Origin of the sequence: Lactiplantibacillus sp. DA1, assembly GCF_032681335.1 — a bacterium.
In the GTDB taxonomy this organism is placed as follows: Bacteria; Bacillota; Bacilli; order Lactobacillales; family Lactobacillaceae; genus Lactiplantibacillus.
The window spans coordinates 268,431-285,530 of record NZ_JAWHTQ010000005.1 but is presented as its reverse complement, the minus strand read 5'-3'; the positions used below and the strand labels follow the sequence as shown (position 1 = coordinate 285,530).

Genomic DNA, 17,100 nt, shown 5'->3' with positions numbered 1-17,100 from the left:
AGCCAAGCATCGATTGAGAACGCCCTTAAATATCAATACTCAAATGGGCCTTTGGAAGGGACAAATAATAAAATCAAGGTCTTAAAACACACCGCCTATGGTTTTGGCAACTTCAATAACTTCAGATTACGGATACATTTAATGTTTAAATTGAAAAAAGGTGCTTAGCCGTTGCGCGGCTAAGCACCCATAAAAATATTACCAACAACAGTTGACAGAGAACCCTTAATTAATCTCCCATACTAATGTGAAATCAATCATGTTGGTATGGGATAATTTTTATTTTATGAAGGGGTGGTAAATTCTATAATTAGTCCGAATAAAAATCCCAGATTTAAAATTGAAGTGCAACACATAAAAGACTAGACCCAAAAGGCCATGAAGACCTATTCTTAAATCACCACAAGATAAGAAAGAGATGTCTTCATGACCCATAACCAGAATACCATTACTAATCATTACCAACAACTTCAATCTTACGAACGCGGCCTAATTATGGCCCGTCAATCCGATGGCTGGTCTTGCCGCCGAATTGCGCGTGAACTTCATCGCAACCCTAGCACGATCAGTCGTTAATTGAAGCGTGGCACCGGTCGTCAAATTGGTGCTAATCACAAACCCTTTAAGGCGTACTTCGTGGATACCGCGCAGATGGTCTATGACACCCATCGTACGGCCTGTCATGCGGTAAGTTGGGTGTTAAAGGCACCCGAATTCTTCCGTCAACTAGTGATTGAGTTGCGCCGTAAACCACGCGTTTACAGTGTTGATTCCTTTGTACACTGGTTTAAAATGAGCCAACCAGAATTACCATGTCCGTCGACGCCCACGGTCTATCGCGACATTGACGACGGCCGCTTAGGATTAACTAACAGTGAACTGCCAATGAAATTGCGCCGGCGGGTAAAATCATCCCGCAATCCTCACAACCGCATGAATAAGCATGTTTTAGGTCAATCCATTGAAGACCGTCCAAACATCGCCAACGACCGGACTGAAGTCGGTTATTGGGAAGGCGATTTGGTCAAGGGCAAACGGGTCGCTAGTGAGCCAGCCATCATGACATTGACCGAGCGAACTAGTCGCTATGAAATCATTGTTAAAATTGCGAATTATCATGCCGAGACTTGTCGCCAAGCGCTTCAAAGCGTTATCGATGACTATGGGTCTGAACACTTTAAAACTGTGACCTTTGATAATGGTTCGGAGTTTGCAAACCTGTCCCAAGTGACTGGTACAACGGTCTATTTTGCGCACCCATACTCACCCTGGGAACGAGGTGCCAATGAAAATCAGAACCAACTAATCCGGGAGTTTATTCCCCAAGGCCGGTCCATGCGATCCTTAACTATCGCTGGAATTCAAGCTATCCAGAATGTCTTAAATCAACGGCCACGACAGATTCTTGGCTACCAATCAGCTATGGATGTTCTGCCAGACTTTGATTAACTAGACCACGGTTTAGGAATAGGTCGGCGGTGTTGCACTTGATTTGACAATTCGGGTCCGAATAAAAATTTAAAAAAGCCCAAAGCAATCTCTCTTTGTTATGATCCCTTTATGGTTGTCAGATGAAATAATATAATTCATCTGACAACCATAAAGGGATTTTCGTATGCCAAGATCTAGATATTCAGCAGTTGAAAAGTTAGTGCTAATTACTGAGTTCCAGAACTCTAATCTTAGACGAGATCCAGAAGTCACCGAATCAGTGGCGTTAAAGCAGGTCAAACGGATTATGAATAAGCTTGGAATCCGTTGTCAGGTCCGTCAGAAGAAACGTTCACGCATCCAGCAACAGGAACAGTATTTACAAGACAATGTTTTAGACCAACAGTTTAATGCCAGTCGGCCAAATCAGGCCTGGTTGGCCGATTCGACTGAGTTGGTCTATGATGTTAATGGCCAATACAAAATGCGTCTAAGTGGCGTGCTAGATCTTTATGGTCGGCATTTAATTGCCCATAAGTTAAGCGAGAGCAAAACTTCAAATGCGGAGATTCAGATTTTTCAACGAGCCGTTAATTTCGCGGGTGATGTCCATCCCTTAGTGCATACTGACAGAGGCTCAGCGTACACTTCGAGAGCATTTAATCAGTTTTTGATACAGCATGAAGTTACACGCAGTATGTCACGGCCGGGAACGCCATATGATAACGCACCAATGGAACGTTGGTGGAATGAATTTAAGGTACGCTGGATAGAGCGGCGCGCCAGACCGGCCACCTATAAGGAGCTGGTCGCTTTAGTCGAAGAAGGCATCACCTATTTTAATCAATTAGGCCGTTCACCAGCAGGAAACGACCTCACCCCAGTAGAATACTGGAATAAGGCCGTTTAAAATGAATCAAAACTTATATTATTTTAAATGACAACTTGACAGGGACTGATACATTTGACAAATGATTTTATTATAAATAGTTAACCAAGTACAATACAAGTGGAAGCTAAGTTTTCTAAGCTAAAATTCAAATGTTTGTTATCGATTGTTTAGAAATCGAAGGTCTTGATACTTTCGATGGTTAAATCGGCAAACCATTGGCGATCAATATGAAACAATACTTCAGCGTTGGGCTTACGGTTGGTAATGTGATAATAATCGATAATGGTCTCCCCAGTAGTGAGCTCTCCTTTAGTCTCTACTTCAACATTACAACGTTTACTTGTAAACTTCGAAGGATCGATGAGCCAGGCAACTGTACAAGGGTCGTATAATGGGAGACCTTTAAATCCCCAACGGTGACGACCAAATGAAATTCCATAGAAGTCCATAAGGCCACTAATTGTCTGAGCTACTGAATTATCAATGTTATGAATTTTTTCGATTTCGTTAGGAAGTAGCTGTGCTTCAAATGCGACATTTAGCGGTGCTAAAATAATCGGTATTCCGGAATCTAAGACAATTTTCGCAGCTTCTGGATCCACTTGGATATTGAACTCAGTGGTTGGTCCCCAGTTTCCTAGCCCCATACCACCGCCTAAAATAACAATTTGCTTGATGCGAGAACGTAATTCAGGATGCACAGATAGAAATAATGCGATATTTGTGCAAGGCCCTGTGACAACTAGGGTGACTTTCTGTGGATGCTCAGTGAGGATCTTAGCGATTAGCTCGATAGCTGGTATTCCTTGAGAAAAGAAATCGGGGGATGGTAAATCTGCACCATCTAACCCTGTAACACCATGCATACTAACGCCGGAGATTAGGGAGCGCATTAAAGGCTTCGTATTTCCTGAAGCAACTGGAATATCTTGACGTTTCATTAAAGTGAGAAGTGACATCGCGTTGCGTAATGTTTGACTATGACGCTGATTCCCGGCTGAAGTCGTTACGGCGAGTAGGTTAATGTCCTTTGATGCAATGGCAATCATTAAGGCTACAGCGTCATCATGTCCTGGATCACAATCTAAAATAATATCTTCCAAAATTATCAACTCCGATTTATTTTATCTAAAGGAAAACCGAAAACGCTTTTCAACGTAGGCGAAATAAAAAAATATCTAGGTTAGTTCACCATATTAAAAAGATAATCTGCAGCTTCTCTCGTTAATAATTATAATATAATAATCATTTTATGCTAAATGTTATTGATTTAAAATTTTACGATGGTTGTTGTATTGCAACTAATTTAATATACTTCACAGTTTGCGTTAGAAGAACTAAAAAGCATCCAAGTCTACTAAATCAAAAATGATAAATTGATTTAGGATGACCCGGATGCTTCCAATGTTTGTTCGTAATAAATGTATTTACAAAGTGACAATTATTTTACCATTGGGATTACCAATTTCAACACCCAACTGTCCTTTACGAATACCGTCAAGCGTGAAAGACTCCAAGAGATCAATCGGAACATGTAACTGATTGTTCCGAATCATTAAGGAAATGGTGGTGAATGCGTCACTATCGCGATATTCACGTCGAGAGATAACTTGTCTGTAAATAACGTCTGGTTTTAATGTGCGGTCCTTAGGCAAGGTTGTTAGTGAGACGTAGGTGCCAGTAGGCTTAACGATTTGTACTCCAGCAATTGAAGCGCCAAGATTAGTAGCATCGATTAGAATGTCGGCCATGCTTTTGAATTTGGAACTGACGCGTTCGGTATCATACGCGCCAAATTCAGAAGCACCAAGATTTAAAACAGTTTCTCGAGCCGACTCGGCGTCCGTTCCAATAACGTATAATCCTAAAGCGTGTGCCATTTGAACAAGCATTGACCCAACGCCACCAGAAGAGCCCAGAATAACGACTGTTTGCCCCTGTTTAACATGGGCTATGTGGACGAGTGTGTTATATGCGGTAATTCCAGATAGAGGGAGTCCTGCAGCCTCATAAGGGCTATAATTGCTTGGACGTGAGCCAAGATGATCAACTGAAACTTTAAAGTATTCGGCATATGTTCCAATCCCTGGCCGTGCTAAAACGTCGTCGCCGATACTATAATCATGAACTCCTGCTCCCAGCTTAACAATGCGACCAACGCCATCGGTTCCTAAAATTGTCGGAAAAAGTAGCGTCACGTTATTCCGAAATTGTCCATTTCTGACAGCAATATCAAATGCGTTAATGGCAAAGGCAGTTGTTTTGACCAATACTTCTCCAGGCTTAATTTTTGGAATAGGGATATTTAGTTCTTCCATAACGTTGGAATTACCATATTGATTAAGGCCAAATGCTTTCACAAAAGATTACCTCCTAGCCTAGCTTTGTTGAGATTGAATATCTAATAGTGCTTGATAAGCAAGATCATGATCTTCCGTATCGGTTAGACCAGATACGATTAAGCTACCGATTATCCCAGTACTTTCAAGTCCGATTGGGAATCCACCGCCGACAATTGCATAGTCACATCGACTTAATCCATTATTGATGTAGAATTCGTCAGGATTTTCTTCATAAATTGCTTTTTCAAGCAAAGAACTGTGATCAAATTTATCGACAACGTTTGACTTTTTGTGGATCCAGAGGTTGTTCTCGTTCGTCGTTTGGGTTCCGGCGTGGAAGAAAACGACCCGTTTATTTATTTTGATCAGAATGCAAACCTTATCGAAATTTTCTCGACCGACCTTTTTCAAGCTAATGACTAATTTGTCAACGTCATCCAAGTTAAAGTGTGTAAGCAACGCATTTTTCTCTTGTCCAATAATCTTGTTCTGATCAATCATCAAATGACCTCTTTCTATCTTAATTAATCTAAAGGATAAGTAGTGTCAACTTTTTGCGGCAGGCCAGTTTCTAGTGATTTTTTAGCTGCAATTGCGGCCCGCTGTGCCATGATTACATCGCGACCCTGAGCAACCAGTGGTTCATCTTCTAGAATTGCACGAACAAAGGCGTGCATTTCGGCTAAATAAGCTTCATGATAGCGTTGTTTGAAGATTGGTAATGGCTTTGCTAACTCCTCATGCTTATTGTTGTATAACTCAACAGTGCTGTTGCTGACGTTTTCAGCTTTTAGCATCCCCTCAGAGCCGAAAACTTCGACACGTTGGTCGTAGCCGTATACTGCACGCCGACTATTATCGATTAATCCATAAGTGCCGTTTTCAAACTGGAGAACAAGTGCAAGAGTATCAATATCATCAATATCCTTTAATGTTGGATCGATGAGGGTGCCACCCTTAGCGTAAACTTCAGTAATGTTGCTGTTCATCATATAACGAGCCATATCAAAATCATGCATTGTAAAGTCAAACAACAAACCACCAATTCGTTGAATTAAATCATGAGGTAAAAGATCCGGGTCCCGTGAAGTAATCTTAACTACTTGGGGAGTGCCAATCTTCCCCATACGAACATTTTCGTAAATATTCCGAAATTGAGGATCCATCCGGCGATTGAAACCAATTTGAAGTTTAACGCCGGCTTTTTTGACTTCTCGTAAAACGTTTAAGCTGGCTTCTTCTACAAGATTCATGCTTAATGGTTTCTCACAAAAGATATTCTTTCCTGCTTTAGCAGCGGCAGTTACGATTTCTTCGTGAGTGTTGGTAGAAGTGAAAATGAAAACGGTGTCAACTTTTGGATTGTTTAAAATATCGTGATAATCGCGAGTTTGATTTGTAATACCGATGTCATTTAAATGACTTGAAACGTTTTCAATAAAGACATCAGCAACCTGTTCAATTTCAATTTCTGGAATTGTCATCAAATTTTTTAAATGCATTTGTCCTGCGCGACCTAATCCAATGATACCTGCATGTACTTTTTTCATAAATAAAGACCACCTTTAATATTTTTATTAATTAATACACAAGTTAATATTTATCTTCGGGGTTGATCCCACTGGTATCACCATATTTAAACTCCATTTGGATCAACTCAAGTGATTTTCCACGAGTTTCAGGTGCATATTTATACGCGAAGATAAATGACAGAATATTGAAAAATACGAAGATCAAGAATGTCCATGTCATGCCGACTGCACTTAACAGTATTGGAAAAAAATAGCCCACGAGAAAGTTTGCAAACCACAGGAAAAAGGTCGAGACACCCATTCCCAGTCCACGTAGGTTCTGTGGAAATATTTCAGAGAGTAAGAGCCAAACTAATGGTGAGATAAAACCTTGGAAAAACCCCAAAAACATCATGGTGCAAAGAACGACAAGTATTGGTAACAGCGGGCTCTGGCTAAGAAATGCAGAGACACCAACGATTAAGATAAGTGAAGTGGTAGTGCCGATAATACCAGCGATTAGCATGCTTCGTCTATTCACGCGATTCATAATTGACATGCCGATAAAAGTAGCGATAACCGACACTAGACCATTACCTATATTTGCAATTAGAGCGGCATTATGTGCGAATCCGGAATTCGTCAGGATTGTTGTTCCGTAATACATCATGATATTAATGCCAATAAATTGCTGCATTACGCCAAGACCGATTCCAATAAAGACCAGGCGTCGAATCCATGGTGTTGATAGGTCCTTGAAAGTGGCCTGCTTAATCTCGCTTTCTTGATTCAAGGTATCCTGAATCTGGGTGATTTCTTCGTTACATGTTTCGGGATGGGAGCGGATTTTCCTCAGAGAATCAAAGGCATTATCAAGCTGATTGACCATTACTAGCCACCGCGGTGATTCTGGTACAACCATCATACCGAAGAAGAGTGCAACAGCTGGAATCATGCCAAAGCCAATCATATAACGCCAAATATTAGAAATATGGCCAAACCAGTTACCTAAAATAGCATTTACGATAAAGGCTAATAGTTGTCCGGTAACAATCATTAACTCGTTTTGTGTTACTAGACGTCCTCTTATTTCAGGGGTGGATATTTCTGATAGATATGTTGGCACTATAACGGAGGCACCACCCACAGCTAGCCCGAGTAGGACCCGGGAAATGATCATAAACAGTGCGTTCGGCGCAAGAGAACAAGCTAATGTGCAAATAAAGAAAAGCAAGGCTAGGTACTTTAAAAGTCGTTTTCGACCAATTCGGTCTGAGAGGTGTCCTGCGAAGACTGCACCGAATGCAGCACCAAGAGTGATGCCACTCGTGACTAGTCCTTCATTATTAGGCGAGAGGTTTAATTCCGCGGGGGTCGCCATATATCCGATTGCACCGTTAATGACACCGGTATCAACCCCGAATAATAACCCACCGAGTGTTGAAATAAATGCAATATGATTCAGATTACGCCTGGCATTTCGATTAATGGTATTTAAAGTTGGATCTGATAGCGGTACATGATCAGATGAAATACTCTTTTCAACAGACATACGAGTCCCTCCAGTGCTAGATAAGATACTATGATGAATAAATTAAATAGAATCAGCTAACGATAAATTTCAAAGTTAATTACTGAACAAGTGATGATTTGAATTCATTTGCTATTATTTCACTATGGATTGTGAATGTCAACGCTTTTAAAGAAAGCGCTTTTTTATTTTTGAATTTTTGAAAAAATGTGGTTGACAATCCCTTTAATAGTGAGTATTCTTTAAGCGAACACAAAGGTGAGAATTGCTATTAATTAATACAATTTTAGACAAAATTGTATTAATTTCACAAGCGTTTGCTCACTTAAAGAATGCTAATATAAAGGGGCGTCAATATGGATAAAAGCACAAAAATCACAAGCCAAAATATCACAATCGGTATTATCGGTATGGGCCGAATTGGCAATGTACATTATAAAAATTTAATGCGTATTCCTAATGTCACAGTCAAATATATTTGTGATTTAGTTGCAGCCACAGAATGGGCAACCAAATACAAGGCGGCTGGACACATTGTTACAGATTATCATGACGTTTTAGCTGATTCAGAAGTAGAGGCTGTATTAATTTGTGTCCCCACCGATCTACATCCACAGATCACAATGGAGGCTGCCGAAGCGGGAAAAGATATTTTCTGTGAGAAACCCGTTGGATTTGATGATCACGATATTTTGAAAGCGCTTGATACAGTTAAGCGCTGCGGTGTGAAATTTGAAGTTGGGTTTAATCGACGATTTGATAAAAACTTTCGCCGAATCGTAGATCATCGTATCAATGGAGACATCGGTGATGAACAAATTTTAAAGATTACCTCACGTGATCCTGAGCCACCATCGTTGGACTATATCAATCATTCAGGTGGTATTTTCATGGATATGACCATTCATGATTTTGATATGGCACGGTACATTACAGATGCCGAAGTTGATCAAGTCTATGTTACTGGGAACGTATTAGTAGATCCTAAAATTGGAAGTGCTGGTGATATTGATACTGCCATCATTAATTTATCTTTTAAAAATGGCATGATGGGGGTTATTGATAATAGTCGGCAAGCGGTCTATGGATATGATCAACGAATAGAGCTATTTGGATCGAAAGGCATGGCACACGCCGATAATGTTGTTGATAGTACAACGACATATGCTGGAGAAAAGGATGTTAGCGGTGATAAGCCAATGTTTTTCTTCCTTCAACGGTATATTGACGCCTATAGAGATGAAATCGAATCGTTCTTGGATGCTGTTCGCGGGAATCACGAAATCGAGTGTACGTTTGAGGATGGTATTAAGGCGATTCGATTAGCTCAGGCAGCTAAAAAATCATTAGAAACTGGGCAGCCAGCAACTGTAGCAGATATTTAAACTTTACTAGGAGGTTATGGATATGAGTTCAAAAGCAGAAAAAGATATTAAATGGGGAATTGCACCAATCGGTTGGCGAAATGATGATATCCCTTCGATTGGAAAAGACAATAATCTACAACAATTATTGAGTGATATTGTAGTGGCTGGATTTCAAGGGACCGAAGTAGGCGGGTTCTTCCCAGGGCCAGAAAAATTAAATTATGAATTAAAATTGCGTAATCTTGAGATTGCTGGGCAATGGTTTAGCAGCTATATTATTCGAGATGGTATTGAAAAGGCGAGTGAAGCTTTTGAGAAGCATTGTCAGTATTTGAAAGCGATTAACGCTCCAGTAGCGGTGGTTTCAGAGCAAACGTATACCATCCAACGTTCAGATACGGCCAATATTTTTAAGGATAAACCATACTTTACAGATAAAGAATGGGATGAAGTCTGCAAAGGCCTCAATCATTATGGTGAGATTGCCGCCAAATATGGGCTGAAGGTTGCATATCATCATCATATGGGGACTGGTATTCAAACCAAAAAGGAGACAGACCGATTGATGGCGAATACTGATCCAAAGTTAGTTGGATTACTTTATGATACCGGCCATATTGCAGTATCAGATGGTGACTATATGGCATTACTTAATGCGCATATTGACCGAGTTGTCCATGTTCACTTTAAAGATGTTCGGCGATCAAAAGAAGAAGAATGTCGTGCAAAAGGACTAACATTCCAAGGGTCCTTCTTGAATGGGATGTTTACAGTTCCTGGCGATGGTGATTTGGACTTCAAACCTGTCTATGACAAGTTGATTGCTAATAACTACAAAGGTTGGATTGTTGTTGAAGCTGAGCAGGATCCATCAAAAGCCAATCCCTTGGAAATGGCACAAATCGCACATCGATATATCAAACAGCATTTAATTGAAAATTAGCACAGTTAAACGCTGATATCTAGCATTTACTTAGATGATATTTAATCAAAAATGAAGAGGAGATTATTATTATGGCTGAAGCACATGTAACTAAAGTAGGTATTGTTGGTATTGGATTTATTGGATCTGACCATTTACATCGACTAACCAAAACTGTGGCTAATGTCGATGTCACTGCTGTATGTGATATCGTACCTGGCAAAGCACAAAAAGCATTGGACCAACAAGGGTTAACCGCAACAACATACGAAGATTATCATGATCTTGTCAATGATCCTAATGTCGAAGTGGTCGTATGTACGGCGAATAATGAGGCCCATTACGAAATTGTTATGGCTGCACTGAAGGCTGGTAAGTTTACGTTCTGTGAAAAGCCTTTAGCACTTGATGCTAAACAATGCATGGATATTATTGATTCTGAAAAGAAACTTGGGCGTCGGATGTTGCAAGTTGGTTTTATGCGTCACTACGCACCAGAATATGTCCAGATGAAGAAAATGATTGATGATGGTGTCATTGGAAAGCCATTGATGATGGATCAGCGTCACTACAATCAAACACAACCTGAGGAATATGATTCATCACGTTCCATTATTGAAACTGCAATCCATGAAATTGATATCGACCATTGGTTAGTTAACGATGATTATGCCAATATCCGTGTCTTCAGTCCAAAGCAAACCCGGCATGTTCAAAACGCAAAAATTCAAGATCCACAAATTGTAATGATTGAGACTAAATCTGGCATCAACATTATCAATGAAGTTTTTGTCCGCTGCCAATATGGTTATGATATTAAATGCGATGTTATTGGTGAAGAAGGCGTTCTTGAATTGCCAACAGTTCCACAGGTGGCGACCCGCTTGAATGCGCAATACAGTACGGCAATTTTAACGGATTGGAAAGCTCGATTTGAAAGTGCATACGATATTGAATTCCGAGATTTTATTAATCATGTATCGCAAAATGAATCACCAGTAGGTCCATCTGCTTGGGATGGATACATCGCTGCTGTGACTGCAGATGCTGCCTTGAAATCACTTGCCGAAGATGGTGCCAAACAAGACTTAGACTTCCCATCAACACCAGCATTTTATACGGAAAGTGAGAAAGTCTCAGAGTAACTGGGTGACACTGCATTCACTGATGAGGTTCAGGATTTTGTGAATAATGTTATTGTGGGAAAGCAACCTGAAGTAACGGTAGATGACGGTATCAAAGCATTGAAGATTGCCAAGGCTTGTCAACAGTCTGCGAATGTAGGAAAACTAGTTGATATTCAGCTATAGAAGGATGGATGATGGCCTGGTTAGAAAGAAGGTACCATAATGTACGTTAGCGAAAGTACAAACAAAAAGAGCAACTCGCACACAGGTTTCCTCTGGTTGGCGACATTCATAGCCGCAATGGGGTCGTTACTCTTTGGGTATGACACAGGGATCGTTAATGGATCTCTTGAGTTTATGGCGGTAAAAGGACAACTTGATTTAACTGCATTTCAACAAGGAATTGTTTCTTCAGGATTGACTCTTGGGGCCGCTTTTGGTGCGATTATTGGCGGACCATTTGCAGACAAAATTGGGCGAAAAAAGATTTTAACTATCTTAGGTATTATCTTTTCAGTCGGTGCCCTAGGATGTGCATTTGCCACAAACATTAATATTTTAATCGTATTTCGGTTTGTTTTAGGTTTAGCGGTAGGCTCTGCATCGGCTAATGTACCAGTATATATTGCCGAAATTGCACCAACCGAATTACGAGGGAAAATGGTAACAACTGCGCAAGTTATGATTGTTTCTGGCCAATTTGTTGCTTTTGGTGTTAATGCTGCTCTAACGCCATTGGGTGCTCAAAATGCTGCAATTTGGCGCTGGATGTTAGGATTAGGAACTATTCCTGGCATTATCCTTTGGATCGGAATGTACCTTATCCCAGAATCACCAAGATGGTTGGTTTCGCAGGGAAAGATGGATAAGGCATTGGGTGTGTTACGGAGAATTCGTTCGGCTGCCAGTGTGGAATCTGAAATGAAGGAGATTCAGGATAAGGATAAGGCCGATAAGGAACTAAATGCTGAACAAGCAACGTTTAAGGAGCTAATTAGTAAACGCTGGGTTGTACAAATTCTGATTACTGGTGCAATGTTGGGTATCATTCAACAATTTGCCGGAATTAATTCTATTATGTATTATGGTGGTAAAATCATTCAAGAATCTGGATTTGATACAACTGTCGCGGCAATATTAAATGCCGGTAATGGATTCTTGTCGATTGTTGGAGCTGTCTTAGGAATGTTCACGATTGATTGGTTAGGTAGAAGAAAATTAGAGTTTGCAGGCCTAACAATTTGTGGTATTACGCTGGTTTCTGCTGGTGTTATCCATACTGTTGCGCCTAATGCTAGCTGGGCTGGCATTACGATTGTTGTTTTAGTTTATCTTTATATTATTTTCTTCCAGGGTACATTAGGCCCCGTCACCTGGCTGATTAATTCAGAGATTTTCCCACAAAGATATCGTGGAATTGGTACTGGTATTACAATCTTTGTATTATGGATCGGTAATTTTATTGTTGGTCTGTTATCCCCGGTATTATTGGAATGGAATATGTCGAATACGTTTTATATTTTTGCTGTGTGCTGTGTATTAGGTATTATCTTTGTTGCGTTACGAGTACCTGAGACGAAAGGCGTACCGCTAGAAGAAATTGAAAAATACTTCCGGACTAAGTATGATAAATGATTATTTTGCCGGATTTAAAATCTAAGTGCAACACCTAAAAAACTGGAACAAAAAGGCCACGAGGGTATACTCCTACCAAGGTAGACAAGCAAATAATTAAAGCTTGTCTACCTTGGTAGGAGTATACCCTTTATCAGTAAAAGTGGTTGAAGCATTTCTGGAAATTTTCAGAGATGCTTTTATTTGAAACAAAATAATTTTTGAGCGCACTAATCTAAAGCACTCGAAAGTGTTGAAAAAAACTTAAATACTAAAGCTACTAGCTAGTATTTAAGTTTGTGGGATCAACGTAATTGCCTTGCGTTGGTCCTTTTTATAGTCTACATAAGTGGTGCCTTCATCAATCATGACGTAGATAATTCGTAATAATTTATGAGCCAGTGCGACTAGCGCTTTTTGCGCGGTCATGCGACCGTGCAATCGCCAAAAGTAGTCTTTTAAACCGGTTTCCTTGGACTGTTTGGCGGTAAGCGCCGCGCTTACCATGGCTGATTTGAGATAAACATTGCCATGTAAGATATGAGCACCATGTTTGATACCAGCAGATTCATAATTCTCCGGACAGAGACCGGCCCAAGAAGCTAAATGATGAGCATCTGGAAATGGACTTACATCTGAACCAACTTCGGCAATGATTATCTGAGCAATCCGTTGACTGATACCAGGAATGTCTTGTAGGCGAAGATACAAATCATTAAATTCCATAATTTGTTCATCAATTTGAGCATCCAGTTCAGCCAATACCCGCCTAAAATCAGCGAGTAGTTCCATATTCAAGCCCAACAATCTCCGATCGTTGTGTGTCAGAATGCCATCGATCGCAGCAAATAATTGTTCAACACTAGCCTTTATGCGGGTGTGGCGACATTTTGTGATGGCCTGTAAAGTGATGACTTCACCATCTATGAGTAACTTCAGCAGTTTAAGTCCAGTTCCGTTAAAAATATCGGAAATATAGGTCGTTAATTTAATATTTGAGCGTTGTAAAAGATTATGCACTTCATTTTTGGTTGCGGTCATAGATTGGGTAATCTTTTTACGTAATCTAATTGATTCACGTAGTGCTTGGATTGATTTTGGGGGCACAAAACTGGCCGAAACCAGGCCATAACGCGCCAATTCGGATAGCCATTCAGAATCCTTCTGATCAGTTTTTTTACCCGGAATATTTTTGACAATCCGCGGGTTACATAAAATCATCTTGAAGCCGAAAGACTCTAAAATTTGCCAAACCGGTCGCCAATACTGACCGGTGCTTTCCATTAAAACTTGTTCAACATGGTGTTCTTTAAGCCACTCACCACAATTTTTAAGCCGACCAGTAATGGTTTCAAAGCGCTTCGAGATTTTCTTGGGTTTGGTGTTAGCTAAACCCACTAGAACTGGAACCATGATTTGCTTTTGGCGGACATCAATGCCAGCAACACTTTCAGCAACGATTTCCATAAAACTCACCTCCTAATAATCTTGAAAACAGTACCTTCAGTCATTGAGGGTTGAAATTTTATTTACGTGTACGAAACGGCAATTGATTAATCTCATGAACTGAAAGCCATCGGTTTTTTGTACGGGCTAAAGCGAGCACCAATAAGCACACGATGAACACGAAACCGCCTTCGCAGTCATTATAACTGAGAAGGCGGTTGTTTCATATCATGATTACGAGGGTAGAGCGAAGCGGCACCCTCAGATAGTTTTTTGTGCTGAATAGGCAAAAATATAAATATTGGACGTTATGGGCCAAGTTTGCAGGGTTTAAGTGTAAAACTTATAAACATAGTGAAATAATTAACTTTAAATTGATTTTGATATCAAGCAAAAAATGAAACCGATAACCTAAAAACTTTTAACATAAGCTGTATTATCTATATTGCTTATACAAAAGCGTTTTAAACAATTTTAACAAATTTTTTAATAGGGTTGATTTTATTTAGGTAATCGGTTACCATGTAATTGTTGAAAGGGCTTACATAAAAAGGAGGAATATTTAATGACAGATCGAACATTGATTGATCCCAAAAGATTTGCAGAGGGGTTTGCAAGTGCTGTGGCTTCACCAATAGGCGAAAAAGATGATGTTGTGAAAGAAGCTAAGCAGTATTTACTTAATTATTTGACTGCTTTGTATCTTGTAGAAGATTTTAATGCCACTGAGAAGACTAATTTTAATAGCAAAACGGATGTTCATTTTGAAGATATGACTTTTCCTGAATTAATGAAACGTGTACAAAACATGAATAAATACTAGAAATCAATAATTTTTGGAGGAAATTAATTATGACACTTATTTTAAATACTTGGATTTTTGAAGCAGACGTACAAAACGGTGCAAAACAAGAGGATTTAGTTGATCGCGTAGCTGCATTGGGTGCAGATGGTATTGAAGTTCGCCGCGAGTATTTTAAAGACTTTGAAAGCGAACTACCAGAAGTAGCGAAACGTGCTACAGAGCATAATTTAATTGTTAATTATAGTGTTCCAGATGTTTTGTTTGAAGATAATGGCAGTTTAAATCCTAAGCTAGGAGATTACTTTAAAGAAGGTCAGATTTTAGGGCTGGAAAAAATAAAATTTAATATTGGGCACTTTGATAAGTTTACTGGTGATTTGAAAACGGCATTTAGTAATTTACCGTTAAATGAAATTCAATTAAATGTTGAAAATGATCAAACGCAGGTTTCAGGTACTGTTGTAGCTATTAAAACGTTCCTAGACGCTGCACATAAAGCGGGGTTGACAGGATTAGGGTATGTTTATGACCTTGGTAATTGGGCATTTACAGGTGGTGATGCTGTAGCTGCTGCCAAGGAACTTGCACCATATACACACTATATTCATTTGAAGAACACTACAGTAGATAATGGAAAGTTGGGGACCCCCGATGATTTGGATACCGGTATCTTCGACTGGCGTGATTTAATTAACATTTTGCCGTCTGACCAGTCTTATGCATTAGAATATCCGATGGATAGTGATGAAAAAATCAGTAACCAAATTCAACTTTTTAAAAATGAGGTAGGTGCATAAAGTATGAATTCAACGATAATTGCAATACTTTTATTAGTTACGTTTGCACTTTTTATCGGTTACATTCTTAAAGGTGGAAACTTGATGATTGGTTTTTTTGTGATGGCAATTCTATGGGCCATTATTGGGATGGTACCTTTCAGTACAGCTATCCAGAAGATTTTTGCTGAGCCTGCTACAAATTACGGACCTACAATAATTTACATTGTATTTGGTTCATGGTTTGGTAGAGTTTTAGTGGATTCAGGGATTGCTCCCGCTATTTCGGAGACTACCAATAAAGTTGGCCGTAAGAAACCATTACTTGCCGCTGTTTTAGTTTTAATTGTTACAGCATTTATCTTCGTTTCAGCCTATGGGGTTGGCTCAGTTATTGCTATCGGTGTTATTCTTTTACCGATTATGTTATCTGTTGGTGTGCCGCGGGATATTGCATTAGTAGCCTTTTCCATGGCTATCGGTGCACCAATGTATATTAACGTTGTATTGTATAATCAAATTAAGGTGTTTTTTCCAAAGGCAGCTTATAATGCATCATACTTACACTTTGGAATTATCGCTATGGCAGTACAATTGTTAGCTGTTATTTTGTTCTTATTTATTGTCCGTAAGAAGATTAATCCTAGTCAAGCAGCAGAAAATTTGAACACAATTGGAGCTGGGATGGGTGATGATAAAGAAGTTAAATCTGTTCCTAAAATCGCATTTGTTATTCCGATTGTGCCTGTGTTAATGAATATGCTATTCCATTGGGATGCCGTTCCTGCACTGACTTTAGCAACCCTACTAGGTGCATTGTTGACAGGCAATATGAAGAATTATAAACACTTTGTTAACTTCATGAATGAGACTGTTAAACATGCTATTGCTGATATTGCTGGTTTGGTGATGTTTTTGATGTCATTGGCAATGTTTACTGGAGCAGCTTCGTTAAATGCTGCCCGTTTCAAACCTATTTTCGAAGCCATTTTGCCAAGTAGTCACTTAATTTTAGCTATTGCATTAGGTGTTTTAGCGCCATTAGCATTATTCCGTGGTCCATTGCATGTTTGGGGAGCCGGAGCTGCTACGGCTGCAGTGCTCTCTGGAACAGGACTGTTTTCCGATATTTTCTTGTTACCGCTATTATATGTACCAACATTAATGGCAGTTTCTGTAGATATTACCCAATCATGGAATGTTTGGGGATTAGATTATATGAAAGTGCAATCTAAGGACTTCCTAAAATACGGAGTTCCAGTAATGTGGATTGTATCAATCATAAACGAGTTTTTAGTATTCAAATTCTTTGGTTAACAAAGCACAGAAGATAGAA

Annotated in this window: 16 protein-coding genes and 1 pseudogene; 11 read left to right on the top strand and 6 right to left on the bottom strand. The window is 39.6% G+C overall.

The annotated features are described in order from the left end of the window. From RXV91_RS09910 to RXV91_RS09900, 3 genes and pseudogenes are all read left to right on the top strand, one after another. Window positions 1-168: transposase (locus RXV91_RS09910; RefSeq protein ID WP_396426766.1), on the top strand; the 168-nt coding region annotated here is incomplete at its 5' end. A gap of 258 nt (window positions 169-426) precedes the next feature. Next, a pseudogene (locus RXV91_RS09905) lies at window positions 427-1,449 on the top strand (IS30 family transposase). A gap of 166 nt (window positions 1,450-1,615) precedes the next feature. After that, window positions 1,616-2,341, top strand: a complete 726-nt coding sequence (locus RXV91_RS09900) for an IS3 family transposase (RefSeq protein WP_316439732.1) — start codon at window positions 1,616-1,618, stop codon at window positions 2,339-2,341. Window positions 2,342-2,490: 149 nt separating this feature from the next. On the opposite strand, the gene rihA is transcribed toward RXV91_RS09900, so the two are convergent. From rihA to RXV91_RS09875, 5 genes are all read right to left on the bottom strand, one after another. Then, window positions 2,491-3,426 (bottom strand): pyrimidine-specific ribonucleoside hydrolase RihA, encoded by a 936-nt coding sequence (rihA, locus tag RXV91_RS09895; protein WP_316439731.1) that lies wholly within the window; start codon window positions 3,424-3,426, stop codon window positions 2,491-2,493. 324 nt (window positions 3,427-3,750) lie between these two features. After that, window positions 3,751-4,683, bottom strand: coding sequence for an NADP-dependent oxidoreductase (locus RXV91_RS09890; protein ID WP_316439730.1), 933 nt, complete (start codon window positions 4,681-4,683; stop codon window positions 3,751-3,753). 18 nt (window positions 4,684-4,701) lie between these two features. Continuing rightward, on the bottom strand, window positions 4,702-5,166 hold the full coding sequence (locus RXV91_RS09885; protein ID WP_316439729.1) for a heme-degrading domain-containing protein: 465 nt from the start codon (window positions 5,164-5,166) through the stop codon (window positions 4,702-4,704). A gap of 23 nt (window positions 5,167-5,189) precedes the next feature. Continuing rightward, complete coding sequence (gene iolG, locus RXV91_RS09880) at window positions 5,190-6,215, bottom strand: inositol 2-dehydrogenase (RefSeq protein WP_316439728.1); 1,026 nt, start codon at window positions 6,213-6,215, stop codon at window positions 5,190-5,192. Window positions 6,216-6,258: 43 nt separating this feature from the next. Continuing rightward, on the bottom strand, window positions 6,259-7,728 hold the full coding sequence (locus tag RXV91_RS09875) for a sugar porter family MFS transporter (RefSeq protein ID WP_316439727.1): 1,470 nt from the start codon (window positions 7,726-7,728) through the stop codon (window positions 6,259-6,261). 335 nt (window positions 7,729-8,063) lie between these two features. Between RXV91_RS09875 and iolG (RXV91_RS09870) the strand changes: the two genes are divergently transcribed. The 5 genes from iolG (RXV91_RS09870) to RXV91_RS09850 all read left to right on the top strand — a co-directional run bounded on the left by iolG (RXV91_RS09870) (window position 8,064) and on the right by RXV91_RS09850 (window position 12,758). After that, window positions 8,064-9,092, top strand: coding sequence for an inositol 2-dehydrogenase (iolG, locus tag RXV91_RS09870; RefSeq protein WP_316439726.1), 1,029 nt, complete (start codon window positions 8,064-8,066; stop codon window positions 9,090-9,092). 22 nt (window positions 9,093-9,114) lie between these two features. Continuing rightward, complete coding sequence (iolE, locus tag RXV91_RS09865; protein ID WP_316439725.1) at window positions 9,115-10,017, top strand: myo-inosose-2 dehydratase; 903 nt, start codon at window positions 9,115-9,117, stop codon at window positions 10,015-10,017. A 71-nt stretch (window positions 10,018-10,088) separates the two neighbouring features. After that, on the top strand, window positions 10,089-11,141 hold the full coding sequence (locus RXV91_RS09860) for a Gfo/Idh/MocA family protein (RefSeq protein WP_011102248.1): 1,053 nt from the start codon (window positions 10,089-10,091) through the stop codon (window positions 11,139-11,141). Next, window positions 11,142-11,306, top strand: coding sequence for a Gfo/Idh/MocA family oxidoreductase (locus tag RXV91_RS09855; RefSeq protein ID WP_396426765.1), 165 nt, complete (start codon window positions 11,142-11,144; stop codon window positions 11,304-11,306). Between the two features lie 39 nt (window positions 11,307-11,345). After that, window positions 11,346-12,758: a sugar porter family MFS transporter gene (locus RXV91_RS09850; protein ID WP_316439722.1), complete on the top strand. Its 1,413-nt coding sequence runs from the start codon at window positions 11,346-11,348 to the stop codon at window positions 12,756-12,758. A gap of 270 nt (window positions 12,759-13,028) precedes the next feature. Here RXV91_RS09850 and RXV91_RS09845 read toward each other — a convergent pair whose 3' ends face one another. Next, window positions 13,029-14,204 (bottom strand): IS110 family transposase, encoded by a 1,176-nt coding sequence (locus tag RXV91_RS09845; RefSeq protein WP_316439721.1) that lies wholly within the window; start codon window positions 14,202-14,204, stop codon window positions 13,029-13,031. Between the two features lie 544 nt (window positions 14,205-14,748). On the opposite strand from RXV91_RS09845, the gene RXV91_RS09840 reads away from it, so the two are divergent. From RXV91_RS09840 to RXV91_RS09830, 3 genes are read left to right on the top strand one after another with little or no spacing between them, the layout of a single operon-like run. Then, window positions 14,749-15,006: a hypothetical protein gene (locus RXV91_RS09840; protein WP_316439720.1), complete on the top strand. Its 258-nt coding sequence runs from the start codon at window positions 14,749-14,751 to the stop codon at window positions 15,004-15,006. 29 nt (window positions 15,007-15,035) lie between these two features. After that, complete coding sequence (locus tag RXV91_RS09835) at window positions 15,036-15,785, top strand: sugar phosphate isomerase/epimerase (protein ID WP_316439719.1); 750 nt, start codon at window positions 15,036-15,038, stop codon at window positions 15,783-15,785. Between the two features lie 3 nt (window positions 15,786-15,788). Continuing rightward, on the top strand, window positions 15,789-17,081 hold the full coding sequence (locus tag RXV91_RS09830; RefSeq protein ID WP_316439718.1) for a gluconate:proton symporter: 1,293 nt from the start codon (window positions 15,789-15,791) through the stop codon (window positions 17,079-17,081). The last annotated feature ends 19 nt before the right edge of the window (window positions 17,082-17,100 follow it).